The organism is Streptomyces sp. NPDC031111 (assembly GCF_055570675.1).
Genome location: NZ_JBVIGS010000009.1, coordinates 258,301 through 283,282, shown reverse-complemented (window position 1 = coordinate 283,282; position 24,982 = coordinate 258,301). Strand labels below are relative to the sequence as shown.

At 71.8% G+C, this 24,982-nt stretch carries 23 protein-coding genes; 10 read left to right on the top strand and 13 right to left on the bottom strand.

Annotated features, from left to right (window positions below; genetic code table 11):
- The first annotated feature begins 56 nt into the window (after positions 1-56).
- Positions 57-1,901, top strand: coding sequence for an MFS transporter (locus tag ACZ470_RS20825; protein ID WP_468429110.1), 1,845 nt, complete (start codon positions 57-59; stop codon positions 1,899-1,901).
- Between the two features lie 219 nt (positions 1,902-2,120).
- Positions 2,121-3,677: a sodium:solute symporter family protein gene (locus tag ACZ470_RS20820; RefSeq protein WP_468429109.1), complete on the top strand. Its 1,557-nt coding sequence runs from the start codon at positions 2,121-2,123 to the stop codon at positions 3,675-3,677.
- Between the two features lie 123 nt (positions 3,678-3,800).
- Here the strand turns inward: ACZ470_RS20820 and ACZ470_RS20815 are convergent, their stop codons facing one another.
- Together ACZ470_RS20815 and ACZ470_RS20810 are read right to left on the bottom strand one after the other, a co-directional pair.
- Positions 3,801-4,919, bottom strand: a complete 1,119-nt coding sequence (locus tag ACZ470_RS20815) for an ADP-ribosylglycohydrolase family protein (protein ID WP_468429107.1) — start codon at positions 4,917-4,919, stop codon at positions 3,801-3,803.
- A gap of 140 nt (positions 4,920-5,059) precedes the next feature.
- A complete protein-coding gene (locus ACZ470_RS20810; RefSeq protein ID WP_468429215.1) occupies positions 5,060-7,534 on the bottom strand; it encodes a tetratricopeptide repeat protein in 2,475 nt (824 codons plus the stop codon).
- Between the two features lie 111 nt (positions 7,535-7,645).
- Here ACZ470_RS20810 and ACZ470_RS20805 point away from each other — a divergent pair, with 111 nt between their 5' ends.
- Genes ACZ470_RS20805 through ACZ470_RS20795 form a run of 3 tightly spaced genes read left to right on the top strand, consistent with a single transcriptional unit; the run spans position 7,646 to position 9,005 of the window.
- Positions 7,646-8,161, top strand: coding sequence for a DUF2165 domain-containing protein (locus ACZ470_RS20805; protein ID WP_468429105.1), 516 nt, complete (start codon positions 7,646-7,648; stop codon positions 8,159-8,161).
- Positions 8,162-8,193: 32 nt separating this feature from the next.
- Positions 8,194-8,655, top strand: coding sequence for a prevent-host-death family protein (locus tag ACZ470_RS20800; protein ID WP_468429103.1), 462 nt, complete (start codon positions 8,194-8,196; stop codon positions 8,653-8,655).
- Positions 8,652-9,005 (top strand): hypothetical protein, encoded by a 354-nt coding sequence (locus tag ACZ470_RS20795; RefSeq protein ID WP_468429101.1) that lies wholly within the window; start codon positions 8,652-8,654, stop codon positions 9,003-9,005. Before ACZ470_RS20800 ends, ACZ470_RS20795 begins: the two co-directional genes overlap by 4 nt.
- A 7-nt stretch (positions 9,006-9,012) precedes the next feature.
- Here the strand turns inward: ACZ470_RS20795 and ACZ470_RS20790 are convergent, their stop codons facing one another.
- The 10 genes from ACZ470_RS20790 to ACZ470_RS20745 all read right to left on the bottom strand — a co-directional run bounded on the left by ACZ470_RS20790 (position 9,013) and on the right by ACZ470_RS20745 (position 18,220).
- On the bottom strand, positions 9,013-9,579 hold the full coding sequence (locus ACZ470_RS20790; protein ID WP_468429099.1) for a hypothetical protein: 567 nt from the start codon (positions 9,577-9,579) through the stop codon (positions 9,013-9,015).
- Positions 9,580-9,684: 105 nt separating this feature from the next.
- Complete coding sequence (locus ACZ470_RS20785; protein ID WP_468429097.1) at positions 9,685-12,273, bottom strand: bifunctional FO biosynthesis protein CofGH; 2,589 nt, start codon at positions 12,271-12,273, stop codon at positions 9,685-9,687.
- Positions 12,274-12,297: 24 nt separating this feature from the next.
- Positions 12,298-13,182 carry an LLM class F420-dependent oxidoreductase gene (locus ACZ470_RS20780; protein ID WP_468429095.1) on the bottom strand — a complete coding sequence of 295 codons (885 nt, stop codon included), beginning with the start codon at positions 13,180-13,182 and terminating at the stop codon, positions 12,298-12,300.
- Between the two features lie 33 nt (positions 13,183-13,215).
- Positions 13,216-14,694, bottom strand: coding sequence for a phytoene desaturase family protein (locus ACZ470_RS20775; RefSeq protein ID WP_468429093.1), 1,479 nt, complete (start codon positions 14,692-14,694; stop codon positions 13,216-13,218).
- 2 nt (positions 14,695-14,696) lie between these two features.
- The gene (locus tag ACZ470_RS20770; RefSeq protein WP_468429092.1) at positions 14,697-14,903 is read right to left on the bottom strand and encodes a hypothetical protein; all 207 of its coding nucleotides are present in this window, start codon (positions 14,901-14,903) and stop codon (positions 14,697-14,699) included.
- A gap of 55 nt (positions 14,904-14,958) precedes the next feature.
- The gene (locus tag ACZ470_RS20765; protein ID WP_468429090.1) at positions 14,959-15,804 is read right to left on the bottom strand and encodes a serine hydrolase domain-containing protein; all 846 of its coding nucleotides are present in this window, start codon (positions 15,802-15,804) and stop codon (positions 14,959-14,961) included.
- Between the two features lie 15 nt (positions 15,805-15,819).
- Positions 15,820-16,848, bottom strand: a complete 1,029-nt coding sequence (locus tag ACZ470_RS20760; RefSeq protein WP_468429088.1) for an HTTM domain-containing protein — start codon at positions 16,846-16,848, stop codon at positions 15,820-15,822.
- On the bottom strand, positions 16,821-17,462 hold the full coding sequence (locus ACZ470_RS20755) for a DUF5819 family protein (RefSeq protein ID WP_468429086.1): 642 nt from the start codon (positions 17,460-17,462) through the stop codon (positions 16,821-16,823). Before ACZ470_RS20755 ends, ACZ470_RS20760 begins: the two co-directional genes overlap by 28 nt.
- A gap of 7 nt (positions 17,463-17,469) precedes the next feature.
- On the bottom strand, positions 17,470-17,823 hold the full coding sequence (locus ACZ470_RS20750; protein WP_468429085.1) for a hypothetical protein: 354 nt from the start codon (positions 17,821-17,823) through the stop codon (positions 17,470-17,472).
- A 124-nt stretch (positions 17,824-17,947) separates the two neighbouring features.
- Entirely contained in the window at positions 17,948-18,220 is a 273-nt protein-coding gene (locus ACZ470_RS20745) for a helix-turn-helix domain-containing protein (protein ID WP_468429083.1), read from the bottom strand.
- Between the two features lie 312 nt (positions 18,221-18,532).
- On the opposite strand from ACZ470_RS20745, the gene ACZ470_RS20740 reads away from it, so the two are divergent.
- From ACZ470_RS20740 to ACZ470_RS20720, 5 genes are all read left to right on the top strand, one after another.
- Positions 18,533-20,062: a CehA/McbA family metallohydrolase gene (locus ACZ470_RS20740; RefSeq protein WP_468429081.1), complete on the top strand. Its 1,530-nt coding sequence runs from the start codon at positions 18,533-18,535 to the stop codon at positions 20,060-20,062.
- Positions 20,063-20,075: 13 nt separating this feature from the next.
- Positions 20,076-20,480 carry a nitroreductase/quinone reductase family protein gene (locus ACZ470_RS20735; RefSeq protein ID WP_468429079.1) on the top strand — a complete coding sequence of 135 codons (405 nt, stop codon included), beginning with the start codon at positions 20,076-20,078 and terminating at the stop codon, positions 20,478-20,480.
- Between the two features lie 125 nt (positions 20,481-20,605).
- Positions 20,606-23,563: an SARP-family global regulator AfsR gene (gene afsR, locus ACZ470_RS20730; RefSeq protein ID WP_468429077.1), complete on the top strand. Its 2,958-nt coding sequence runs from the start codon at positions 20,606-20,608 to the stop codon at positions 23,561-23,563.
- Positions 23,564-23,761: 198 nt separating this feature from the next.
- Positions 23,762-23,965: a regulatory protein AfsS gene (gene afsS / locus ACZ470_RS20725; protein ID WP_468429076.1), complete on the top strand. Its 204-nt coding sequence runs from the start codon at positions 23,762-23,764 to the stop codon at positions 23,963-23,965.
- A 183-nt stretch (positions 23,966-24,148) separates the two neighbouring features.
- Positions 24,149-24,295, top strand: coding sequence for a hypothetical protein (locus tag ACZ470_RS20720; protein ID WP_468429074.1), 147 nt, complete (start codon positions 24,149-24,151; stop codon positions 24,293-24,295).
- Positions 24,296-24,367: 72 nt separating this feature from the next.
- Here the strand turns inward: ACZ470_RS20720 and ACZ470_RS20715 are convergent, their stop codons facing one another.
- Entirely contained in the window at positions 24,368-24,871 is a 504-nt protein-coding gene (locus ACZ470_RS20715; protein WP_468429072.1) for a hypothetical protein, read from the bottom strand.
- Positions 24,872-24,982: the final 111 nt, after the last annotated feature.

Below are 24,982 nucleotides of genomic sequence, written 5' to 3'. Positions count from 1 at the left end.
CTGCGTGCTAGCGTCACGAAACGGGCAAGAGGACGGGATACGGGGAGTGCCTTCAGGTGGCCACAGCGGAGCCGACACGCGCCGACGACGCCGATCCGGACCCGGGATCCGGCCCGCGAATACCCCTACCCGGGGATCAGCGGCAGCCGCCCGCGGAGCGGCCGCCCGGCACCGTGATGAGCGCCGTCCTCGCCGTGCGCGCCCGCATGCTGCGGCACCCGGTGCTGTCGGTCACGGCTCTCGCCGGTCTGCTGCACGTCGTCTGGTTCTTCACGTTCGCCAACAGCGGCGGTGACCTCGCCGCGCAGGACGCGTGGGCCGAGTTCGTCGGCCGGCACCCGGACTCCGCGTACAACCTCGCCTGGTACGGCGGGATGCACCCGGTGTCGTACAGCGTGGTGTCGCCGTATCTGATGTCGGTCCTCGGCGTGCGGACCACCATGATGATCGCGGGCACGGTGTCGGCGGGGCTGCTGACGCTGGTGCTGATGCGCAGCCGGGCGGTGCGCAACCCGCTGTGGGCCGCGCTCGCGGGCGTGTTCGCGCTGCTGTGCAACGCGGCCTCGGGCCGGGTGACGTACGGGCTCGGCACGATGTTCGCGCTCGGCGCCGTCGCCGTCGTCTTCTGCTGGCCGTACCGCTGGCGCTACAAGCGCTGGGCGAAGGCCCTGTGCGCGGCCCCGCTGGCGGCGCTGGCCACGATGGCCTCGCCGGTCGCGGGACTGTTCGTGGGCCTGGTGGCGGTGGCGCTGTTCCTTCAGAAGCGCCGGCCGGGGGCGTGGGCGCTGGGGCTGGCGCCGAGCGCGGTGGTGGCGGTGTCGGCCTGGCTGTTCCCGTTCTCGGGGACGCAGCCGATGGGCATCGGCTCGGTGATCCTGCCGCTGCTGTACTCGATCCTGGTGTGCGTCCTGGTGCCCAAGGAGTGGAAGACCGTACGGATCACGTCCGCGGTGTACGGGCTGGGGGTCGTGCTGGTCTGGCTGATCAGTTCGCAGATCGGGTCGAACATGACCCGGCTGGCGATGCTGTTCGGCGGGGTGGTGCTGGTGGCGGCGCTGCCGTTCACGGTGCCGAAGTCCCGCAAGTGGTACGTGATCGTCGTCGCGATCGTCGGGTTCAACGGCTGGATCGGCTTCAAGTCCGTCGACGACGTCATGCACACCACGCCGGCCGCGTCCTGGGCGCGTGAGCTGGCGCCGCTGGTGAACGAGCTCCAGGAGGTCGGCGCCGAGCGGGGCCGGGTGGAGGTCGTCCCGGCCCGCTCGCACCGCGAGGCGTCCGCCCTCGCCCCGTACGTCAATCTGGCCCGCGGCTGGAACCGGCAGGCCGACATGAAGCGCAACCCACTCTTCTACGACAACACGCTCAACTCGGCGAACTACCACGAGTGGCTGAAGCGCTGGGGCGTGCACTTCGTGGTGCTGCCGAAGGACGAGCCGGACGGGGACGGCGGTCAGCGGGAGCGGGAGCTGGTGCAGCGCGGGCTGCCGTATCTGAAGCAGATCTGGGGCGACGCGAACTGGCAGCTGTTCGAGGTGGACGAGCCGACCCCGCTGGCGGAGCCGAACACGGTGGTGGAGCGGGCCGAGCAGGGCGAGATGACGCTGCGGGTGGAGCGGGCGGGCCGGATCCTGGTGCGCATCCCGTACTCGCCGTGGCTGAGCCTCGTCGACCCCGAGGGCAACAAGCTGGATCCGCCGCAGGAGACGGAGGAGTCCCGGAACCGTCCGGAGGGCGAGCCGAGCACGTACGAGAACGTCCACGGCTGTCTGATGGAGACGGAGGAGGACGCGAACGGCGACAGGTGGACGATGCTGCTCGCGCCCGAGCCGGGGACGTACCGGCTGGCGGCTCCGTACCAGTGGCAGCGGGGCACTCCCTGCCCCGACGAGCTGCGCTGACGGGGCGGATCCGGCACCCCTCGCTCCGTTCATAACTGTGAACGGAGGTCAGCTAGTCGAACATTTTTACTTCCTCTTGACCTTACGCTTCCTTGTCGTGCCCACACCGGCCCGCCCACGATGAGCGGGCACTTCGCACCCTTCCCTGCCCCTACCCCGCTCAGGCGAAGTGCCAACCAGCTGAGTGGAGTTCACAAGGCGGACCCTGGAAGGGGGGACATGAACAGTCTCGACTGGGCGGTGCTCATCGGCTACTTCGCCGTGATGGTCGCCATCGGCATCTGGTCGCACAAGCGGGTGGACAACGTCAGCGACTTCTTCACGGCCGGCGGCAAGATGCCCTGGTGGCTCTCCGGCATCTCCCACCACATGTCGGGTTACAGCGCGGTGATGTTCACCGGCTACGCCGGCATCGCCTACACCTACGGTGTGACGTCCTTCGTCACCTGGTCCTTCCCCATCGCCCTCGGTATCGCCATCGGGTCGAAGCTGTTCGCGCCGCGGATCAACCGGCTGCGCTCCCGGCTCCATGTGGCGTCACCGCTGGAGTACCTGAAGAACCGCTACGACCTGAAGACCCAGCAGGCGCTGGCCTGGTCCGGGATGCTGCTGAAGATCGTGGACGTGGGCGCCAAGTGGGCGGCGATCGCCACCCTGCTGTCGGTGTTCACCGGTGTCTCGCTCAACCAGGGCATCCTCATCACCGGCGTGGTCACGGCGATCTACTGCACCATCGGCGGTCTGTGGGCGGACGCGCTGACCGAGCTCGGCCAGTTCGTCATCCAGCTGTTCGCCGGTCTCGCGATGTTCTTCGCGGTGCTGGTCGAACTCGGCGACCACGGCGGCTTCTTCGGCGTGTGGGACCAGCCGGAGCTCCAGGGACACGAGAAGCCGCTGGTCGGACCGTACGGCACGATCTTCCTGCTGGCGTTCCTGTTCATCAAGCTGTTCGAGTACAACGGCGGCATGCTCAACCAGGCCCAGCGCTACATGGCCACCCCCAACGCCCGTGAGGCGGAGCGCTCGGCGCGGCTGTCGGCGATCCTGTGGCTGGTCTGGCCGCTGGTCCTGTTCTTCCCGATGTGGATGTCCCCGCTGCTGGTGGAGTCCCAGAAGGCGGACGGTTCCGACTCCTACGCCCTGATGACCGAGCAGCTGCTGCCACACGGTCTGCTGGGCCTGGTCATCGTCGGCTTCTTCTCCCACACCATGGCCATGTGCTCCTCGGACGCCAACGCCATCGCGGCCGTGTTCACGCGCGATGTGGCGCCGGTGCTGTCGGCGAAGGCCCGCTCGTGGGGCGACCGGTCGGGTCTGGTCGCGGCCCGGGTCACGACCGTGGTCTTCCTCGGCCTGTCCATGGCGGTCGCGACGCAGGTCAACTCGCCGACCTTCAAGGACATCATCACGGTCGTCATCAAGTGGGTGGCCGGGCTGATGGGCCCGATCGCCATTCCGATGATGCTCGGTCTGCTGCGGCCGTTCCGGCGGTCCGGGCCGACGGCGGCGCTGACCAGTTGGGGGCTGGGGCTGGTCGCGTTCTGGCTGGTGAACTATCCGATCAACTGGGCCGTCGATGGTGGGGTGCCGCTGGAGTACCAGGTTTCCATTCCGCTGGCGGTTTCGCTGATCCTGTATGTGCTGATCGGGTTTGTGAAGCCGGAGGACACGCCGGAGCGTATGGCGATCATCGATCGCGTGAACACCGATGACGACGATTCGGCGGCGGCTTCGGTGCCGGCGCAGGGGGTGGCGCCCGCGCCCGTGAAGGACTAGGTGGCGGTGCGGGACGGGGGGGGCTTGCCTTGGGTTTGTCGCCCCCGCCGCCCCTTCCCGTCCCGTTCCTGGGGGCTTCGCCCCCAGACCCCCTTCGCGCAGTTCCCCGCGCCCCTATGGGTGTTAGGCCCCTCGGGGGTAGCGGGTCAGCCACGCCGGGGACGAGCCTGCCGGGCCGTGGAGAGCGGGGCCCTGGGTCATTTCCATGGCGAAGTCGTCGGCCAGTTCCAGGATCGTGGGGCGGCCCTCCAGTTCGGCCAGCCAGGCCGGGGGGAGGGCCGTTTCGCCGTGCAGGGCGCCCAGCAGGCCGCCGGTCAGCGCGCCGGTGGCCGCGCTGGGGCCGTCGTGGTTGACGGCGAGGCACAGCCCGTGCCGTACGTCCTCCCCCACCAGCGCGCAGTACACGGCGGCGGCCAGCAGCCCGTCGGCGGTGGCGTTGCCGGCGAGTTCCGAGACCCGCTCCGGGCTGGGCATCCCCTGCCGTACGGCACCCAGCGCGTGCTGGAGCGCGTCCGACACCGGCTGGTGTCCGGGCCGCGCCGCCAGCAGCGCGAGCGTCCGCTGCACCGCCGTGTCCAGGCTCTCGCCCCGGGCCAGCGCGTGCACGATCACGGCGTACGCGCCCGCCGTGAGGCAGGCGACCGGATGGCCGTGGGTCTGCGCCGCGCACTCCACGGCGAGCTGCGCGACGAGTTGCGGCTCCCAGCCCACGAGCAGCCCGAAGGGCGCGGACCGGGCTGCCGCCTCCGGCCCCGCCTCGCCGGGGTTCTTGGGCGCATCGAGCGTTCCCATGGTCTCGTCGCCGAGCCCGAGCAGCAGCGTGCGGACGGGCTCCCGGCGGGCGTAGAGCCACTCCTCCCGGGCCAGCCAGCCGTCGTCCTTGCGCCGCTCGTCCGGCCCCCAGTCCCGCTGGGTGGTGGCCCAGCGCAGATACGCCCGGTGCAGATCGGTCGGAGGGTGCCAGGCGCCGGTGTCGCGCCGTACCTGGGCGCGGATCAGGCCGTCCACGGAGAAGAGGGTGAGCTGGGTGTGGTGGGTGACGGCACCGCGCCGGCCGTAGGCGGGGGCGAGGTCGGTGAGGCCCTCCGCGCCGTGCGCCCGGCGGATCCCGTCGGTGTCCAGCCCGTCCACGGGTGCGCCCAGCGCGTCCCCGAGGGCGACCCCGAGCAGCGTCCCGCGCACCCGGCTGCGGAAGTCCTGCTGCTCGCGACGCCCCCACACGGGCCCGGCAGTACCTCCCACCAAGACCTCCCGGGGCACCGTCCGTACGTACGACGCCCAGCACTGTAATCGAACGGGGACGGTCGGTTCAGGGGGCGGATCGGTATGCGGAGTGTGGGGGGTGTGAAGTGAGTGACCGGAAGTGGTCGGGGAGGGGGTTTTCAGCCGTCGCGGTGCCGCACGACCTCCTCGCGCCGGTCCCGTGCCCACGCGTAGGAGGGGTTGAGTTCCAGGGCGCGGTCCAGGTCGGCCAGGGCGTCCGTGACGCGTCCGAGGTGGAAGCGGGAGACCCCCCGGCTCGCGTACGCCGACGCGTACTCGGGGTCGAGGGCGAGGGCGCGGTCGTAGTCGGCGAGGGCCTCCTCGTCCCGGCCGGCGGCGCGCAGCGCGTCACCGCGTTCGCAGTGGGCCCACGGGGAGTCGGGCTGAAGGGCGACGGCCCGCTCCAGGTCGGCCAGCCGGCGGCCGGGTTCGCCGAGCTCCCGCCACACGCGGGCCCGGCGGATCAGCGCCCAGGCGTAGTCCGGGTCGAGGTCCAGGGCGCGGTCCAGGGCGATGAGCGCGGCGGCCGGGGCGCCGAGGGCGAGACGGGTGGCGCCGAGGGAGGCCCAGGCGTAGGCGTGACCGGGGTCCAGGGTCAGCGCCTTGCGCAGGTCCCGTACCGCCGACGAGTGAAACCCCAGGGCGCGGTAGTACTCGCCTTGCAGGGCGAGGAGGCCGGCGTCCTGGGGCGCCAGGCGGACCGCGTACCGCAGGTGGGCGACGGCGGCCCGGTAGTCGCCCCGGGTGGCGGCCAGGACGGCGTTGCCGCGGTGGAGCCGGGCCGCCAGGGAGGACGGGAGCGCGAGGTCGGGGTCCACGTCATCGGTCCCGGGCACATCCGGCTCGTCGTCGGCGTCGTGCCTCCCCGCACCGGGGGACAGGGGGCCCGCCCAGGGAACGCCCAGCAGGTCGGCGTCGTCGCCGGCCACCGGCGGCGTCTCACGGCGCCACCCCGCGTCCAGCCGATCGCGCCTGCTGAAGTGAACGGCGTGCGGATCGGGCAGCAGGCGCAGCAGCCGGTTCAGGACGGCTGCCGGGCCGCCCGTCCCAAGTGCCGCGGACAGCTCCCGCCACCAGTAGGTCACCGTTTCCAGGTCCGCGTCCCGGCCCGCGTCCTCCAGCAGCCGCACCCACCGCTCGGCCGCGGCCTCACCCTGCTCGCAGGCCTCGATGAGATCCCCGATCACCGCCTGCGGCGCCCCGCGCTCCCGGGCGCACAGCAGGTGGTACGACTCGGCCAGCCGCAGTTCCCGCCACTCCTCGTCCGCCCACAGCTCGCCGGTGTCCCGCCCGGCCTCGCTCTCCTCGCGCCACCGGCGGAACGTCCCCGCCAGGTGCCGGTGCCGTTCCGCCCACAGGCGCGGGGAGCGGCTGCGCTGCCAGCGCAGCATGGGGGCGCGTACGACGTCGTGGTAGTGGAGCCGGGCCGCGCGCTCGTCGGTGAACGCCAGCCCGCTCAACCAGTCGTACAGCTCGTCGCGCCGCTCCTCCGGGCAGTCGGCCGCCGCCCGGAACACGTCCGCGTCCAGCCAGCGGGGCAGCGCGCCCCAGACCGCTGCGGCCCTGCGCAGGGGTTCCCGCTCCCACTTCAGGAACCGGTCCAGCGCCGTGGCGCTCGGGTCGTGGACGTCGTCGGGTCCGGCGGGCCGGGTCCCGGCGAGGGTGGACACCAGCACCGGAAGGCCGCCGGTGAGCCGCAGGACCTCGGCGACGACCGGCTCCGCCGTGACGCCCCGGCCGGCGAGCAGGTCCCGCGCCTCCGCCTCGGTGAACGGTTCGAGCGGCACGACGGTCATGAAGTCCGCGAAGCCGCCCCAGCGGGCGGTGTCGAAGGGGCGCTGGCCGGCGGTCACGACGATCACGGTGGCGGGCAGGGCGCCGTGCCGGTCGGTCGTCATGACGTCGTGCAGCCAGCCGTCGAGGAACGGGCCGGTCCGCTCGTAGGTGTCGAAGAACAGGACGATCCACGGCACCGCGGAGGCGGCGTCGGCGAGTTCCTTCGTCAGCACGGGCGTGAGGACGCTCTCCGGGGAGAGGACGAGCTGCACGTCCTCGTGACTGCGGAACCGCGCGCTGAGGGCGGAACGCAACCGGTCGGCACCTTGGGCGAGTTGACCCGGATCGACGGCACCGGTGAAGGCGCCGACGCCCGGGATCAGTCCGAGCCCGGCCAGTCCCGCCCGGGCGACGGCCATGCTGCCCGCCGACGGGCCGCCCTCCGGGGCCGGTTCCAGGGCGGCGAGGGCGGCGACCTCCGCCTCGTGGCGCCGTTCGCGGTGGGCGAGCAGGAGCTTGTCCAACTCCTTGAAGCGGTGGCCCTGGTCGGCGACCTGGCGGCACACCGTGGCCAGCACCTCGGGCACGCTGCCCGCGCTCTCGTCGACGTACGCGGTGAGCGCGCCCCGCTCCCGGGCGATCTGCTCGAACTCCCGGACCAGGAACGTCTTCCCGACCCCCGCGTTGCCGTGCACATGGAACAGGAAGCGGTGCCGTTCGTCCTCGGGCGGGGTGTCGAAGTTCGCCCGGAACAGCTCGCGTTCGGCGCTGCGGGCCACGAGTCCCGCGCGTCTGCGCCGCTGGATGAGCTGCTGCATCGACGACCGTGCCTGCGCCACGCGAACGTCCCCTCGCCCCGGAACCCGACGTCCCCCATTCTCGCCCAACTGGCAGGGGAGACAACGGCGGTTACGGGGAAGGACGATGGCATGCCCACCATCCCACGCGGCGCCCTGCCCCTCGCGGCCACGCTCCTCACCGCCTCCGTCGCCCTCTACATGGCGCTGGTCGCCCTCGGCAACATCACGGACTTCGGCACGAACCAGGAGTTCGTACGGCATGTCCTCGCCATGGACACCACGTTCAAGGACGACGACCTGATGTGGCGCGCGATCACGAACGAGGGCGTGCAGGACGCCGCGTACGTCGCGATCATCGTCTGGGAGACGGCCGCCGCGCTGGTCCTGATCTACGGCACCTGGCTCTGGGCCCGCCACGACCACCCCCGCGCCCGCCGGATCTCCACCTACGGCCTGCTGATGGTGATGCTCCTCTTCGGCGCGGGCTTCATGGCGATCGGCGGCGAGTGGTTCGCGATGTGGCAGTCGGAGAACTGGAACGGCCTGGACGCGGCCCTCCGGGTCTTCGTCCTCAGCGGAGTGGTCCTCCTGGTCAACCACCTGCCGACGGCACCGACAGGAGGCACCGGCCATCGCTCCGATTGACTTCGGAATACGTTCCGAAGTACCGTCGGACTGTGTCCACTCCTACGGTCGCCTTCAGCGAACTCTCGAAGAATTCGAAGCGGGTAGCCGCGACCCTCGAGCGCCTTCAGCGCGTGCACGTCACACGCCGGGACGGCGAGGATCTCTACCTGACCACCGCCCGCCACGACCGGCAGCGCGAGGAAACCGCGGACATCACCGCCCGCCTCCTCGCCGCCCTCGTTCGCAGCGATGCCGGCGAGCGGGCCATACTGCGGGCACTTCCCTCGGTCTTCCCATGGGTGCGCCACCTGTCCGCGGAGGAGTCGAAGGAGTTCGTGGCGGAACTCATCGACGCCACGCAGGACGCGGCCCAATTGGATGTGCACGGCAACCTTCATCGCGTCATCGTCGAGTGGCGCGCGACGGCCCGCATCCTCGCCGATCCCGACCTCACGGCTCAGCTCACCCGTCGGCTCCCGGACGAGGACCACGGCGAGGTGACAGCACCGTGAGCCCAAAACGCGGTGACGACGTCGCACCCCCGCCCGTGGACGGCGAATGGCGTCTCCGGTTCGCGACGAACGAGGCGGCGAAGGGCTGGGGCGAGCTGGGGGCGGAGGCTCCTGGAAGCACACGGCGCTGCTTCGAGGCCCTGCGCTCCGACCCACTGTCCCGGACGGACCCCGACCGACAGCACAGGCTCCGCGGTCGACTGTCCACAGGGTGTCTCGGCAGCAAGAGCTACCCACAGTGGGAGTACGAGGTGACAGCAGGCGGCCGCGTGCGCTACCTCGTCGACGAAGCGCGCCGCACGGTTCATCTCGTGTACGCGTCCACCCGGCATCCCAAGGACACCGAGTAACCGGCCGCTACTCGACGACCCGGACCGTCGTGCCCGCCGTGCCGAAGGTCCACAGGGCCTTGCCGTCGGGCTTGGCGACGCGGATGCCGCCCGTCTTCGCGCCCGGGTCGGCGGGCGGGGGCGAGGAGCCGTCGACCGCGTTGGAGAAGGCGACGAAGACGCCGGACTTCTGGGCGAAGTACATGATGTGCTCCACCGCCACGCCGTCGCTTCCGGTGGTGGCCTCGGTGCGGGTGCCGATCGTGTAGGAGCCCGGGTCCGGGGAGACCGTGCCCGGCCAGACCACGAAGGAGCGGCGCGGGGCGTCGCTGGCGTCGACCAGCCAGACCCGCTTCTCGCCGAGGGAGTAGACGATCCGGCGGCCCGTACCCGAGTCGGCCGGGACCGCCACCGGCTTCTTCTCCTCCGGCTCGGCGGACGGCTTGGCGTCCGCCGTCGCCGACGCGCTCGGCCGGGCCGTGGCGGCGACGGGCTTCGTCCCCTGGTCCGCCTGGACGGCCAGGACCGCCACCACGGCTATCGCCCCCGTGGTCAGCCCGGTCACCCAGGCCCACGAAGGAAGACGGGCAGACACCGGTACGCATCTCCTCAGCTACGGGTCCCGATCGAAAGCCACGGGGCCCGATCGAACGCGGGTCGGAACATCCTACTGCCAGCGCCCGCGCTCCCCCGGGCCGTCTCAGTCCAGCACCGGCAGCAGCTCCGGGAGGTGGCCGTCGGAGGCCGCCGCCGCGCGCTGCCGTTCCTCCGGGACCTCGCCGTAGAGGGTGGTGCGGGGTTTGGCCGGGCGGCCGGCGGCCTCGGCGACGGCGATCAGGTCCTTGACGGACTTGTAGGAGCCGTAGGAGGAGCCCGCCATGCGGGAGATGGTCTCCTCCATGAGCGTGCCGCCGAGGTCGTTGGCGCCGGAGCGGAGCATTTCCGCCGCACCCTCCGCGCCCAGTTTGACCCAGCTCGTCTGGATGTTGGGGATGTGGGGGTGGAGGAGGAGGCGGGCCATCGCGGTGACCGCGCGGTTGTCGCGGATCGTCGGACCCGGGCGGGCGATGCCGGCCAGGTAGACGGGGGCGTTGGTGTGCACGAAGGGCAGGGTCACGAACTCCGTGAAGCCGCCGGTGCGCTGCTGGATGCCGGCGAGGGTCCGCAGGTGCCCGAGCCAGTGGCGGGGCTGGTCGACGTGGCCGTACATCATCGTCGACGAGGAGCGGATGCCCAGTTCGTGGGCCGTCTCGACGACCTCGATCCACGTCGCCGCCGGGAGTTTGCCCTTGGTGAGGATCCAGCGGACCTCGTCGTCGAGGATCTCGGCGGCGGTTCCGGGGATGGTGTCAAGGCCGGCCTCCTTCGCCGCCGTCAGCCACTCCCGGATCGACATGCCGGTGCGCGTCGCGCCGTTGACGACCTCCATCGGGGAGAAGGCGTGCACATGCATGCCGGGGACGCGCTCCTTCACCGCCTTCGCGATGTCGAAGTACGCCGTCCCGGGCAGGTCGGGGTGGATGCCGCCCTGCATGCACACCTCCACCGCGCCCACGTCCCACGCCTGCTGGGCGCGGTCGGCCACCTGGTCCAGGGAGAGGGTGTAGGCGTCGGCGTCCGTGCGGCGCTGGGCGAAGGCGCAGAAGCGGCAGCCGGTGTAGCAGACGTTGGTGAAGTTGATGTTGCGGGTGACGATGTACGTCACCTCGTCCCCGACGGCCGACTTGCGGACGTCGTCCGCGACCCCGCACAGGGCGTCCAGCGCCGGACCGTCCGCGTGCAGCAGGGCCAGCGCCTCCGCGTCGGTGAGCTTCGTCGGGTCGTCGGCCGCCGTGCGCAGGGCCTCGCGGACGTCGGTGTCGATGCGCTCCGGGACCATCCCGGGGGCGGCGGCCTCGCGCAGGGCGTCCCAGTCGCCGTACACCTCGTCGAAGTCGTCGCGGCGGTCGCCCGTACGCCCCTCGGTGTCGATGGTGCGGTGCAGATCGGTGCGGCCCGTCGCGGTGAACGCCTCGTCCGGCTCCTGCCAGGGCAGCCCCTCCGGGAGGGCGTCGGGGCGCGCCAGGCCCGTGGCCGGGTCGGCGAGCGCGGCGACGTGCGGGCGCAGCCGCGGGTCCAGCCACGGCTCGCCGCGCCGTACGAACTCCGGGTAGACACAGAGGCGTTCGCGCAGCTCGAAGCCGGCCGCCCGGGACTTCTCGGCAAGTTCCTCGATCTGCGGCCAGGGGCGTTCGGGGTTGACGTGGTCGATGGTGAGCGGGGAGACGCCGCCCCAGTCGTCGATGCCGGCCGCGATCAGCCGCCCGTGCTCGGCGTCGACCAGGTTCGGCGGCGCCTGGAGGCAGGCGGACGGGCCGAGGACGAGCCGGGCGACGGCGACCGTGGCGACCAGCTCGTCCAGTTCCGCGTCCGGCATCCCGCGCATCGCCGTGTCCGGCTTGGCGCGGAAGTTCTGGATGATCAGTTCCTGGATGCCGTGGTGGGCGCGGGAGATCTTCCGCAGCGCGAAGAGGGACTCCGCGCGCTCCTCGTACGTCTCCCCGATGCCGATGAGGATCCCGGAGGTGAAGGGGACCGACGAGCGGCCCGCGTCCTCCAGCACCCGCAGCCGTACGGCGGGTTCCTTGTCCGGGGAGCCGTAGTGGGGGCCGCCCGGCTCGGACCACAGACGGGTCGCGGTCGTCTCCAGCATCATGCCCATGGACGGCGCGACCGGCTTGAGGCGCTGGAAGTCGGTCCAGGTCATGACCCCGGGGTTGAGGTGCGGGAGGAGTCCCGTCTCCTCCAGGATGCGGATGGAGATCGCGCGCACGTAGGCGATCGTGTCGTCGTAGCCGTGCGCGTCGAGCCACTCGCGCGCCTCGGGCCAGCGGTCCTCGGGCTTGTCGCCGAGGGTGATGAGGGCTTCCTTGCAGCCGAGCGCGGCGCCCTTGCGGGCGATGTCCAGCACCTCGTCCGGCGACATGAACATCCCGTGCCCGGCCCGGCGCAGCTTGCCGGGCACGGTGACGAACGTGCAGTAGTGGCACTTGTCCCGGCACAGCCGGGTCAGCGGGATGAAGACGCTCTTCGAGTACGTGATGACACCCGGCCGCCCCGCCGCCTCGAGCCCCGCGTCCCGCACCCGGGCGGCCGACGCGGACAGGTCCTCCAGGTGCTCACCGCGCGCCTGGAGCAGGACCGCCGCCTCGGAGACGTCCAGGGAGACGCCGTCCCGGGCGCGTCTGAGGGCACGACGCAGGGAGTTCTCGGTGGGGCCGCCGGTTCCGGTGGTCGCGGAAGTCGTCATCCTTTGAGCATACGTTCGCAGTGATCAGGACCTTCGCCCGTCCGCGTCCCCGTCCACTTCCCCCGCCAGGAAGGGCTGGTAGGCGTCCAGCGCCCGCAGCACCCCCGCCTCCCCCTCCGGCGGCAGCTGCACCACGACCTCCTCGATCCCCAGCTCCGCGAAGTGGGCCAGCTTGCCCGCGCTGGGACGCACGGCGTACGGAACGACCTGGAGGGCGCCGGGGTCGCGCCCCGCGTCGGCCCAGGCGGTGCGCAGCGCGGGCAGCGCCTCCGTCAGGCCGCGCCCGCCGATCGGCAGCCAGCCGTCGGCGTACTCACAGATGTGCGCGAACAGCTTCGGCCCCGCGGCCCCGCCCACCAGCGTCCGCGGCCCGACCACCGGACCGCGCGGCTTCTGCACCGGCTTGGGGTGCGCGAAACTGGCCCCCACGCTCCCGAACCGCCCTTCGTACGCCGTGGGTTCCTCCGTCCACAGCGCCCGCATCAGCCCCATCCGGTCCCGGACCAGCTCCCGCCGGGTGCGCCACTCCACCCCGTGGTCGGCGGCCTCCTCCACGTTCCAGCCGAAGCCGAGCCCGAGCGTGAACCGGCCCCCGGAGAGGTGGTCCAGGGTCGCGACCTGCTTGGCCAGGTCGATCGGGTCGTGCTGCGCGGCCAGCGTGATGCCGGTGCCGAGCCCCAGCCGCTCGGTGACGGCGGCGGCCTGCCCGAGCGCGATGAAGGGGTCCAGCGTGCGGCCGTACTCGCGCGGCAGCTCCCCGCCCGCCGGATACGGGCTGGTCCGCTCGACGGGGATGTGCGTGTGCTCCGGCAGATACAGCCCGGCGAAGCCGCGCTGCTCCAGCTCACGGGCGAGCCGGACCGGGGTGATCGTCTCGTCGGTGAGGAAGATCGTGACGGCGATGCGCATGAGCGGGCCTTTCGTACGCGGACGACGGACCCATCAATACCCGTGGACGCCCTTCCTGTCCATACCGACCGGTCGGAACTCGCCTTGTGGGCGGTCTCGCCGTGTGAACTCGGCCAGGGCCGCCGTCGCGGCATGGTGTCCGCACATCCCGTGCACCGAGGGGCCGGGCGGAGTCGCCGACGAGCACAGCCAGGTGCCGGGCAGCGGCGTCCGGTACGGGTTCCACCGGGGCAGTGGGCGGGCGAGCGTCTGCCACAGGGTCATCGCGCCGCAGCCGATGTCCCCACCCACGTAGTTGGCGTTGTACGCGCCCAACCGCGCGGCCGACACCCCGCGTTCGGCGATCACCGTGTCGGTGAACCCCGGGGCGTGGGTCTCGACGGCGGCACGGATCATCGGCAGGGGGTCGCGGGTGTCGCCGTGTGGCACGTGCGCGTAGGCCCAGACCGGCCGCCGTCCCCGGACGGCCCTCGACGGGTCCGCCACCGCCGGGTCGACCAGGATGACGTAGGGGTGCTCGACCGCGCGTCCCCGGGCGGTCTCCCGTTCGGCGCGGGCGAGTTCGGGGGCGGTGCCGTGCTCGCCCCCGAGGTGCACCGTCGCGGCGGCGGCCAGTCGCCGGTCGGTCCAGGGGATGGCCCCCTCGACGAGGAAGTCCGCCTTGGCGGCCCCCGGTCCGTACCGGTAGCGCCCCAACCGGCGCCGGTAGGCGGGGGGCAGGGGGGCGATCCGGGCCAGCTCGCGGGGCGAGACGTCCAGCATGGTGATGCTCCGCGCGGGCAGGTCCCGCAGGTCGTCCACCCGGACGCCGGTGTGCGTCCGGACGCCGAGTCGCGCCAGCTCCGCGGCCATGACGGCGGCGACGGCCCCGGAACCGCCCTCGGGCACGGGCCAGCCGGTGGTGTGCGCCAGGTGCCCCAGCAGGAGGGCGACCGCCGCGGTGGCGGGCGAGGGGATCGGGCCGATGCCGTGGGCGGCCACACCGGTGAGGAGGGCGCGGGCCGCCCCGGTGCGCAGCCCGCCCCCCGCGCGCAGGGCGTGCTCCGGCAGCCGGGGGGCCAGCACGGCCAGGGCGCGGGCGGGCGGCAGGGTGCGCTGGGTGGACAGCATCAGGTCCACCACGGCCCCGGAACGCTCCATCAGCGGGCGCATCAGGCGCCGCCAGCGGGGTCCGTCGGCGCCCAGTTCCGCGCAGGTCGCCTCCAGGTCGCGCCAGGCGACGGCGGCCCTGCCGCCCTTGAGGGGATGGGCGTAGGCGGCGGGCGAGTGCAGCAACCGGACCCCGTGCGCCTCCAGGTCGAGTGTCCTCATGAACGGGGAGGCCGGAGCCATCGGGTGCACCGCCGCGCAGATGTCGTGCACCACCTCCGAGTCGAAGAGCGGCTCGGTGCGCAGTCCCCCGCCGAGGCGCTCGTGGGCCTCGAACACCTCCACGGACAGACCCGCGCGGGCGAGGGTGAGCGCGGCGGCGAGTCCGTTCGGCCCGGAGCCGACCACGACGGCGTCGGTCATGATCAGTGGAGCGCCAGATAGCCGATGCCGGCCGCCCCGGTGAGGACCACGGCGGCGATCGCGGCCTGCCGGTGGCGGCGCAGCAGGCAGCCGCACAGCACGGCGGTCAGGGCCACGGCGGCCGTGCCGATCGAAGCCCGCAGCGGCCCCTGGCTGTAGCCGAACTCGTCGACGTGCTGGGCGAGCCAGGAGAACCAGGCGAGTCTCATGACGCTCTCTTCCTGAGGTGGGGGGTTGGACACCGGAGGGGGCGGTCACTCACCCTCAGCCGCCGCCGAGCGGTGGGGCGGCGGCGAGCATCCGCCGGGCGAGGCGGTCGGTGCGGGACGGGCGGCCCAGGCGGTGGAGCAGCAGCCAGCGGCCGTCGTCGTGGGCGGCGGCCACCACGGACGAACCGCGGGTGGCGCCGTTGTGCCACAGGACGGACGGACCGCGCCGCCAGGTGGGGGCGGGAGGGCCGAGCACGCGGTCGACGAGCAGGCCGACCAGGACGTCCGCCATGGTCCCGCACGTCGACCACAGACCGCCGGCCGGCAGGATCGGCCCGGTCAGCGTCCACAGGCGCGGCCGGCCGAACAGGTCCGTCGGCACGAGCCGCAGACCGTCCGGGGGGACGGCCGTGACCGCGCCCGGCGCCAGCCCGAGGGGCCGCAGGACGTGCTCGTCCACCAGACGCTGGTACGGCAGCCCGGTCGCGGCGGTGAGGGCGTGCCCGAGGACCGCGTAACCGAAGTTGGAGTACAGCTCCTCGCCGAGCCGGCCCGTGCGCAGCCGGCCGAGGTCGCTCAGCGACTGCCGCAGGGCCGGCTCGTCGAAGGTGCCGTACGGGTCCCCGGGCGGGCCGGGCGGCACGGCGGGCAGGCGGGGCAGGCCCGAGGTGTGCTCGGCGAGGTGCCGGAGGGTGATGCCGGTCCCCCGGTCCACCTCGTCCAGGTACTCCTCGAGCGGCGCGTCGAGCGCGACCGTGCCGGCTCGGTCCAGCCGGGTCAGGACGGTCCCGGTGAAGACCTTGGTGAGCGAGCCGAGCTCGACGAACCGGTGCGCGTCGTGGCCGTGCGCGGCCCGGTCACGCACGCCCGGTCCGCCCAGCACACACAGGGGTGTCCGCACGTCGTTCCTCTCCTGTCAGACGAGTTCGGGTCGGGACGGTTCGACGACGTCACCCGCCGGTTTCGTTCCGCCGGCCGGTGCCGGGCCGTCCCGTTCCACGGCGGCCCTGAACCGTGCGGCGCGGAGCCGGCACCAGGCGACGGCGCGGTCCACGGCACCGGAGAGGAAGACGAGATCGCAGGCGATCATGGTCAGCGCGAAGCCCGTCAGCCCCATGAAGAACGCGATCGACAGGTGGAAGCAGATGGAGGCCGCCGCGGCCCACGGCCGCAGGGCCGGGACGAGGACACCGAGCGGGAAGTACACCAGGAACGCCACGGTCCCGTAGGTCCCGAGGACCACCAGGGCGTCGTTCTCGTACACCAGGTGCGACCAGCCCGGGAGTTCGAACTCGTCCACCCGCATGATGTAGAAGAGGGCCGTGCCGTCCTGCCACTCCTCCCCCATGACCTTGTAGAGGCCGGAGACGACGTAGACCAGGCAGATCTGCGCGGCGACCATGAGGACGCCCAGGTTGTGGAGGGGCACGGACAGCGCCCGCAGCCGGTCCGGTACCCGCCCGGCGAACCGGGCCGCGAGTCCTGTGGGCAGGACGAAACGGTCGTAGCACCGCGTCAGGAGCAGATACGGGATGACGACGTGGGCGAGGTTGTCCCCGCCGTCCAGGAGTCCGGGCTGCCGCTGGTAGACGGACCACAGCAGGGCCCAGTGCAGGGCGAGCCCCGGCCGGCCGCCGACCCCCAGCATCACGGCCAGCGCGACGGCGATGCCGGCGTGGTAGACGAACTGGAACCAGAGCGGGGACGGGGACAGCGCGTAGAGGCTGAACCCGGACAGCTGCGCGCGGAACTCGTCGTGCGGCAGCAGTCCCTCGGGGCCGAACAGATACGCCCGCTCCCGGTACTGGCTCACGTAGTACATGAGGCCGACGAAGCCGAGCAGGACGCGGGTTCCCGACACGCCCGTGACGGCCACCGCGTTCAGGGACCAGTGGTCCAGCCGGGCGGCGATTCCCTTCACCGCAGGTCCCTCGTGTCGGTCCACGCGAAGTCCTTCACCATGACCTCCCCCTCGGCGGACGGATCGTTCCGCCGGGACCACGGCGGCAGCGTCTCCACGTACATACGGATCTGCACCTTCTCCGCCTCGCCGGCGCACGCGGCCGGCATCCGGTCGTGGGCGTAGCGGGAGAGGGCCTTCACCGCCTCGGCCTCGGTCGCCTTCTCGTACGGCAATGGCGGCAGGACGGGCTTCTTGTCGTTGGTCTGTTTCACCCGCAGCCGCCGCAGGATCTCCTCGCTGCTGGTGATGTTCTGGATGTGGGCGGACACCACGCGCGATTCCCGGGACGGAAAGAAGCGGGAATTCCGTGCCTTTTCCAGGCCGTGGGACGTCACGTCGTAGAACGCGGACACCGATCCGTCCGCGCAGCCGGCCCGTGCCAGAATCCCGCGGTTGTCGGAGACGGGGGTGGGCGCGAACAGCTGCCAGTTCTGCGAGAAATACGGGTCGAGATACTCGGCCACCCGGTCCCCGTACACGAGTTTCGCCGGGCTGAGCGGCGCCTGGGACAGCGCGGCCATCGTCATATGGGCGCCCAGGAGGGCGCCGCCGACGAGCAGCGCCGCCCTCCTGGTGGTGCGGTACGTCTTCGGCACGTGGTGATTACCGGTCGAAGACGGCGTCGGCGGTGACCCCCTGCGGCAGATCGGCGGGGGCGGCGAACACGCTGCCGTGCGACAGCATGTTGTCGGCGTTGCTCTTCGCCACCACGGCCATGCCCTTGCCGACGGCGGTCGCCTTGTTCGCCGCCTTGGTTGCCGCCTTGCCGACGGACTTGGCGGCCTTGCCGACGAGCGAGCCGATCGCCTGCGGCGCCTTGTCCTGCGACGGAGCCGCGGCGGCGACGGGCGCGGCCGGCTGGGCCGGGGCCGCCTGGGCGCTGCCCTGCGTCGCGACGAAGAGAGCGACACCGGCGGTGGCGACACCGGCGGCGGTGGCGATCTTCTTGATGTTCATTGGGTGTTTCTCCCCGTGATGGTGTTCCAGTTTTCGGACGGATCGAGCCTGTCAGCCCACGACCCTTTCCTCCATTGCCTCTTGAGGCATTGCCCGTCACGGCATTGCCTGCCGCGGCATTGCCTCAGGAGGCAACGTCCTCCTCGGCGAGGGCTTCGTACTGGTGGAACGCCACCAGACTCGCCTCGAACCTGGAACCGACACCCAACTTCCGCACCACACTCGTGACATGAGCCCGTACGGTGCGTTCGGCAATTCCCAGCCGGCGCGCGAGCACGCGATTCGACTCGCCCTTGGCCAGGTTGCGCAGCACCTCTCGCTCGCGGGCGGTCAGCCGTTCCAGCACCGCCGTGTCCACGGAAACCGAGAAAGGTCGACTTTCAACGACCGTCGTCAAAGCGGGACTCCCCCTGCACGCACTTCCTGTCGGCCCGGACGCATCGGCGCAACAGGACGATCGGGGACTTCTCCGCGAACGATGCTGGTCAGGCAGCGAAACGGAGTCCCCCGACTCGATTCTTTGCGCGCAGTTTACGAGCATTAACAAACACCGCGCCACCAGCGGTGAGTTGAATCACAACAGGCAACCGACAATGTCAAGTTCCCCTCACTTACACGGCAGTTCACCGCTCGGTACAAAGGTTGCACCGCACCACCCCTGCACCACCCAAGCCCTGTCATCACCACTCGACACCCTGGGAGCAGCAGCATGTGCGAGGAGCAGCAGAGCGGGACCGGGCACGCCACCGGGATCGGGCGGCGGGCCGTCTTCCTGACGGGCGCCGCCGCAGCGCTTACGTTGGGAAGCGTGAGCTTCGCTTCCGCGGCGGACGGCGACGGCCGGGAGACCAGGACGGTGCGCGGCACCCTCCCCCCGGGCGCCCCCGACTTCGTGTACGTACCCGTCGAGGTGCCGGACGGCGTCCGCGAGATCAAGGTCGCCTACACCTACGACAGGCCCACCGTGCCCGCCGGCACCACCGGCAACGCGCTGGACATCGGCATCTTCGACGAGCGCGGCACCGAACTCGGCGGCCGGGGCTTCCGGGGCTGGTCGGGCGGTGCGCGCACGGAGTTCTTCCTCCGCGCCGACGACGCCACCCCCGGCTACCTCCCGGGCCCCGTGCGCGAGGGCACCTGGCACATCGCGCTGGGCCCGTACACCGTGGCCCCGCAGGGACTGTCGTACGAGATCACCGTCACGCTGACCTACGGGGAGCCCGCCGGGACCGTACGGCCGGTGTACCCGCCGGAGCGGGCCAAGGGGCGGGGGCGGGCCTGGTACCGGGGCGACTGCCATCTGCACTCCTGGTACTCCGACGGCCGCCGCACCCCCGCCGAGATCGCCGCCCTCGCCCGCGCGGCCGGACTGGACTTCATCAACAGCAGCGAGCACAACACGCACTCCGCGCACGCCCACTGGGCCGACGCCGCAGGCGACGACCTGCTGGTCCTGCTGGGCGAGGAGGTCACCACGCGCAACGGCCACGTGGTGGCGATCGGCACGGACCCCGGCACCTTCGTCGACTGGCGCTACCGCGCCCGCGACAACCGCTTCGGCCGGTTCGCCCGGCAGATCCGCCGCGCCGGCGGCCTGGTCGTCCCCGCGCATCCGCACGCCACCTGCATCGGCTGCAACTGGAAGTTCGGCTTCGGCGAGGCGGACGCCGTGGAGGTGTGGAACGGCCCGTACACGCCCGACGACGAGGTGGCGCTGGCCGACTGGGACGGCATGCTGGTCGCGTCCGTGCGGGACGGGCGGGACTGGATACCGGCCATGGGCAGCAGCGACGCCCACCGCGACCCCGATGCCGTCGGCCACCCCCAGACCGTCGTCCTCGCCGACGACCTGACCCGCGAGGCCGTCCAGGAGGGCATCCGCGCGGGACGCTCCTACGTCGCGGAATCCGGCAGGGTCTCCCTCGCCTTCACCGCGTCCGGCGGGCGCGGCGAACACGCCGGCATCGGCGAGCGGCTGCGGGTGGACAACGACACCCCGGTCACCGTCCGCCTCGAGGTCACCGGCGCCCCGCGCTGCACGGTCCGATTCGTCACCGACCAGGGAGTACTGCACACCAGCGGCCCGCTGCCGGTGTCCGGGTCGGGGGTGGTGGAGTGGCGCACCACACCGTCGTACGCCGCCTACGTACGCGCCGAACTGCGGCACGAGACGGCCGCGGGGCCGTTCCCCGGCGCCCTGGCCGGATTCACCAACCCGATCTTCCTCGGCCGCCGGTAGGCTCCCCCGCACGATGACTGCCGCGAGCCCGCACGCCGAACGCAAGTATCGGACCGCCACCGCCTTCCAGCGCCGGGTCTGGAATCCCGTCCTGCGCTGGATGCCGTTCCAGACCCTGCTGGAGACCACGGGCCGTGTCTCCGGCCTGCCCCGCCGCACCCCGGTGGGCGGCCGGCGGGCCGGGGGCTCGTTCTGGCTGGTGTCGGAGTTCGGCGAGCGGTCGCAGTACGTCCGCAACATCAAGGCGGACCCCCGGGTGCGGGTGCGCGTCCGGGGCCGCTGGCACACCGGCACCGCGCACCTCCTGCCCGACGACGATCCCGTGGCCCGGCTGCGCACCCTGCCCCGCCTCAACAGCGCCGCCGTACGGGCTGTCGGGGCGGGGCTGCTGACCGTACGGGTGGACCTGGACGACTGAGGTCGGACTTGTGTGGGCTCCGTGAGGGCCCGCTCCTCCCCGTGTGATCGCCGTCTCGCACGGCTGACGCATCTGCCATGAACAAGGCAAACTGGCCTAGTTGCTCAGGACGCAAGGGGGACTGCATGGACGGTGTGCCGCGAGGGCCGGAGCAGCGGCGTCCCGGCTCCTCGACGGAGCCCGGGGAGCTGCGCTTCAGCGTGCTCGGCCCGGTGCGCGCCTGGCGCGACGACCGGCCGGTCGCCACCGGCAGCCCCCAGCAGCGGGCGCTGCTGGCCGCGCTGTTGCTGCGCGAGGGCCGGACGGCGACGGCGGGCGAACTGATCGACGCCCTGTGGGGCGAGGAACCGCCGTCCCAGGCGCTGGCGGCGGTGCGTACGTACGCCTCCCGGCTGCGGAAGGTGCTGGACGCCGGGGTCCTGGTCAGCGAGTCCGGCGGGTACGCGGTGCGCGGGCTCGGCGAGGGCGCGCTGGATCTCGCCGCGGCGCAGGAGCTGGCGGCGGAGGCGGAGAAGGCCCGCAACACCGGGGACCTGTGCCACGCGCGGGACGTGCTGAGCCGGGCCCTGGCCCTGTGGGACGGCGAGACGCTGGCCGGGGTGCCGGGCCCGTACGCCGAGGCTCAGCGCGTCCGCCTGGAGGAGTGGCGGCTCCAACTCCTCGAAGCCCGCCTCGACATGGACCTGGAGCAGGGCTGCCACGCGGAGGCCGTCTCGGAGCTGACGGCGCTCACGGCGGCGCACCCCCTGCGCGAGCGCCTGCGCGAGCTGCTGATGCTCGCGCTCTACCGCAGCGGACGCCAGGCGGAGGCGCTCGCGGTGTACGCGGACACCCGCCGCCTGCTCGCCGACGAGCTCGGCGTCGACCCGCGCCCCGCCCTCCAGGAACTCCAGCAGCGCATCCTCCAGGCCGACCCCGGCCTCGCGGAACCGTCCGCCCCCATGGCGGAACCGGTGGCGGTCCCCGTCCGCCCGGCCCAGCTCCCGGCGACGGTCCCGGACTTCACGGGCCGCGCGTCCTTCGTACGGGAGCTGAGCGACGTACTGACGTCGGCGTCCGGCGCCGAGGGCCAGGTGATGGCGGTCTCCGCGCTGGCCGGCATCGGCGGCGTCGGCAAGACGACGCTGGCGGTGCACGTGGCCCACGGGGCCCGTTCCGCCTTCCCCGACGGGCAGTTGTACGTCGACCTCCAGGGCGCCGGCGCGAGGTCGGCGGAGCCGGAGACGGTCCTGGGCTCCTTCCTGCGCGCCCTCGGCACGGCGGACTCGGCGATCCCCGACTCCCTGGAGGAGCGGGCGGCGCTGTACCGCTCGGTCCTGGACGGCCGCAAGGTCCTGGTCCTGCTGGACAACGCGCGTGACGCGGCGCAGATCCGCCCGCTGCTCCCTGGTACGGCGGGCTGCGCGGCGCTGGTCACCTCCCGCGTGCGGATGGTGGATCTGGCCGGCGCCCACCTGGTCGACCTGGACGTGATGTCCCCGGACGAGGCGCTGGCGCTCTTCACGAAGATCGTGGGCGAGGAGCGGGTGGGGTCGGAGCGCGAGGCGGCCCTGGACGTGGTGGCGGCGTGCGGCTTCCTGCCGCTGGCGATCCGCATCGCGGCGTCCCGCCTGGCGGCTCGCCGCACCTGGACGGTCTCGGTCCTTGCGGCGAAGCTCGCGGACGAACGCCGCCGCCTGGACGAACTCCAGGCGGGCGACCTGGCGGTCAAGGCGACGTTCGAACTGGGCTACGGCCAGCTGGAGCCGGCCCAGGCCCGCGCGTTCCGCCTGCTGGGCCTGGCGGACGGCCCGGACATCTCCCTGGCGGCGGCAGCGGCGGTCCTGGACCTCCCGGTGGAGGACACGGAGGACCTCCTGGAGTCCCTGGTAGACACGTCGTTGCTGGAATCAGCGGCCCCCGGCCGCTACCGCTTCCACGACCTGGTCCGCCTCTACGCGCGTGCATGCGCGGAACGCGACGAACAGCCACCTGGCGAGCGGGAGGCGGCGCTGTCGCGGGTGCTGGACTTCTACCTGGCGACGGCGGCGAGGGTTTACGCCATTGAGCGGCCGGGAGACCGAACCGTGGAACACCTTGAGCCCACCGAGTTCCCAGGCAAGGAGTTCAGCAACGACGTCAACGCACTGGACTGGCTCCACTCCGAGTCCGCTTGCATCCTCGCGTGCGTCCGGCAGTCTCTGAGGCCGGGCACGTTGCGGCGTGGTGTCGACCTCTTGCTGGCTTCGAAGGACTTGGCGGAATCAGGGGCGAGTTCGCTCAGCTACGAGGCGGCAGCATTTGCCGCCAGGCATGCCACGGAGGCGGCGGGAGACGCCCACGCGGAGGGGCGTGCGCGCACGACGCTGGCCCAAGTCCTCAGCCGAGCCGGACGCTTCGACGAAGCAGGTGCAGAGGCCGCGTGTGCCATTGAACTCGGGAACCGGACCGGAGATCCCTGGACAAGAGGCAACGCCCACAACGAACAGGGCATCATCGCCAATTGCAAGAACCAGCGCGCCGTCAGTGAAGCCCACCTCCTCGAAGCCATCAAGGCGTTTCGGTCCGACGGCAACCGGCCCGGCGAAGCGAGCGCGCTCTGCAATCTCTCACGCGTCCTCGTATCCGTGGGGCGCACAACCTCGGGAATCGATCTGGTCCGCCAGGGAATCACCATCTATGACGAGCTGGGGCTGACCTTCCGATTGGCCAACGCGCGGTACGCACTTGGCATCGCGCTCAGCCACGCAGCGCGTCAGGCCGAGGCGTTGAATGAGCTCTCCACTGCGCTCCAGACCTTCGTGGAGAACCGTCAACGCCTGTGGGAAGGAGCGACGCACTTCCGCATTGCCCAGGTGCATCTCTCCGCTCGTCGTCCGGCTCAGGCGGCACAGCACGCCGAGCAGGCGCTGACGACAGGGAGCATCGGCGGAGATTGGATGCGCGCCAACATCCTGACGCTGCTTGGACGCTCGCTGAGCGCCCTCGACCAGATCGATCGCGCGCGTGCGTGCTGGCGGGACGCACTGACCATCTACGAGAAGTCCGAGGCAGCCGAGGCAACCGAGTTGAGGATGCTCCTTCGGCCGGTTGGAGCGGCCTGAATCGGCGGCGTTCATCGAACGTTTATGGGTGACTGCCACTCTCAATGCATCGATCCATCGCGTCGGGGGGCAGATGGGTCGTAGGGGCTTCGCCTGTAGGGTGAGCCACCCCACAACGCCTGTTCGGCGACCCGCGGGGGAGTCGCCGAACAGGCGTCTCCGCCCGTCGCTCCGTCAATCTCATGGGGGCTAATAGCTATGAGCAACACCGCTAGCAGCAACGAAGAAGCGAAGAACGACGCCATTACGACGCTCGACAGCCACATGCCGGCCCCGCCGAAGGACGGCACGGCCACCACTCAGGACAGCCACATGCCGGCCCCGCCGAGTGACGACTCGATCACCACTCTCGACAGCCACATGCCCGCCCCGCCCGCCCTGGACCTCGACGGCGGCAAGTAGCCGTCCTTCCCGCACGGGGATCGGCCGCGGCGGCGCGGAGGGGGAGCCGTCGCGGCCGACGTGTGTCCGCACGGGTTTCTGGTCAACCTTTGACGCGAACCGTTCGAATCACTCGAACAAACGGCACAGGCCGTCATAGTGTCCCGTCTCGTACGGATTTACTCTCCCACAACAGGAGCCCCAATGACCCGAACCAAGAAGGTCCTCGCGACCATCGCCCTGGTCCTCGGCATCACCGGCGCCGTCGCGAGCCCGGCGCTGGCCGACAACAGCATGCCGGTGAGCCCGCAGGACAGCGTCGCGGTGCCGCTCGACAATCACGCTCCCTGACGTAGCACCAACCATCGATGGGGGTCGAGGGAAACCTCGGCCCCCATCGTTCGTGGCCGCGAACCTGATCGGTCAGCGGGCCGGTGTGGCGTACAGCTCAGGGGCGCAGTCCGCGACGCGGGGGACGTCCGCGCTGTCTCCGACGGTCACCTCTGCCGTAGCTGTTTCGTTGGCGGGTACGGCGACGTCCTGGGTCCGGGTGACGACCTCCGTGCCGGTGGCGTCCTCGAAGGTCAGGGTGACCGTGAAGACTCCGTCCCTGGCGTTCGGGTTGGTGACCTCGACCGTCGCGTACGGGGTCTTCTGCGAGGCGCAGGTGACCAGTTCGACCGTGGCGTCCCGCAGGGACGTGGACGCGTTGCCACCGCTGCCGCCCGTGCCGCCGGAGCCGGCGTCGTAGTCGTCATCGTCGTCGCGGTGCGAGCTCGACGAGTCGTGGTTCTGGCTGGAACTGCTGCAACCGCCGCCCCCGTCGCCGCTGCCGCCGCTGCTGCGACCGGTCGAGAAACCGGTGAGGGTGAGGACGACGAGTGCCGAGACCGCTGTGAGCTTGAGAGTGTTCCCCCGGGAATTCATGACCGACAGGCTAGCGATCTCCGTGTCACGAACATGTCACCGCCTGGCGACCGTCGCGTACCCGGCGTAGCGTCTGCCGTGAGAGCGGTGACCGTGCCGCTCCCCGCAGCG

Bases quoted from the DNA above. Each gene is read 5' to 3' on its own strand.
- ACZ470_RS20820 (WP_468429109.1), top strand. From the start codon at position 2,121: ATGAACAGTCTCGACTGGGCGGTGCTCATCGGCTACTTCGCCGTGATG.
- ACZ470_RS20810 (WP_468429215.1), bottom strand. From the start codon at position 7,534: ATGCAGCAGCTCATCCAGCGGCGCAGACGCGCGGGACTCGTGGCCCGC.
- ACZ470_RS20805 (WP_468429105.1), top strand. From the start codon at position 7,646: ATGCCCACCATCCCACGCGGCGCCCTGCCCCTCGCGGCCACGCTCCTC.
- ACZ470_RS20785 (WP_468429097.1), bottom strand. From the start codon at position 12,273: ATGACGACTTCCGCGACCACCGGAACCGGCGGCCCCACCGAGAACTCC.
- ACZ470_RS20780 (WP_468429095.1), bottom strand. From the start codon at position 13,182: ATGCGCATCGCCGTCACGATCTTCCTCACCGACGAGACGATCACCCCG.
- ACZ470_RS20775 (WP_468429093.1), bottom strand. From the start codon at position 14,694: ATGACCGACGCCGTCGTGGTCGGCTCCGGGCCGAACGGACTCGCCGCC.
- ACZ470_RS20770 (WP_468429092.1), bottom strand. From the start codon at position 14,903: ATGAGACTCGCCTGGTTCTCCTGGCTCGCCCAGCACGTCGACGAGTTC.
- ACZ470_RS20750 (WP_468429085.1), bottom strand. From the start codon at position 17,823: ATGAACATCAAGAAGATCGCCACCGCCGCCGGTGTCGCCACCGCCGGT.
- ACZ470_RS20740 (WP_468429081.1), top strand. From the start codon at position 18,533: ATGTGCGAGGAGCAGCAGAGCGGGACCGGGCACGCCACCGGGATCGGG.
- ACZ470_RS20735 (WP_468429079.1), top strand. From the start codon at position 20,076: ATGACTGCCGCGAGCCCGCACGCCGAACGCAAGTATCGGACCGCCACC.
- afsR (WP_468429077.1), top strand. From the start codon at position 20,606: ATGGACGGTGTGCCGCGAGGGCCGGAGCAGCGGCGTCCCGGCTCCTCG.
- afsS (WP_468429076.1), top strand. From the start codon at position 23,762: ATGAGCAACACCGCTAGCAGCAACGAAGAAGCGAAGAACGACGCCATT.
- ACZ470_RS20720 (WP_468429074.1), top strand. From the start codon at position 24,149: ATGACCCGAACCAAGAAGGTCCTCGCGACCATCGCCCTGGTCCTCGGC.
- ACZ470_RS20715 (WP_468429072.1), bottom strand. From the start codon at position 24,871: ATGAATTCCCGGGGGAACACTCTCAAGCTCACAGCGGTCTCGGCACTC.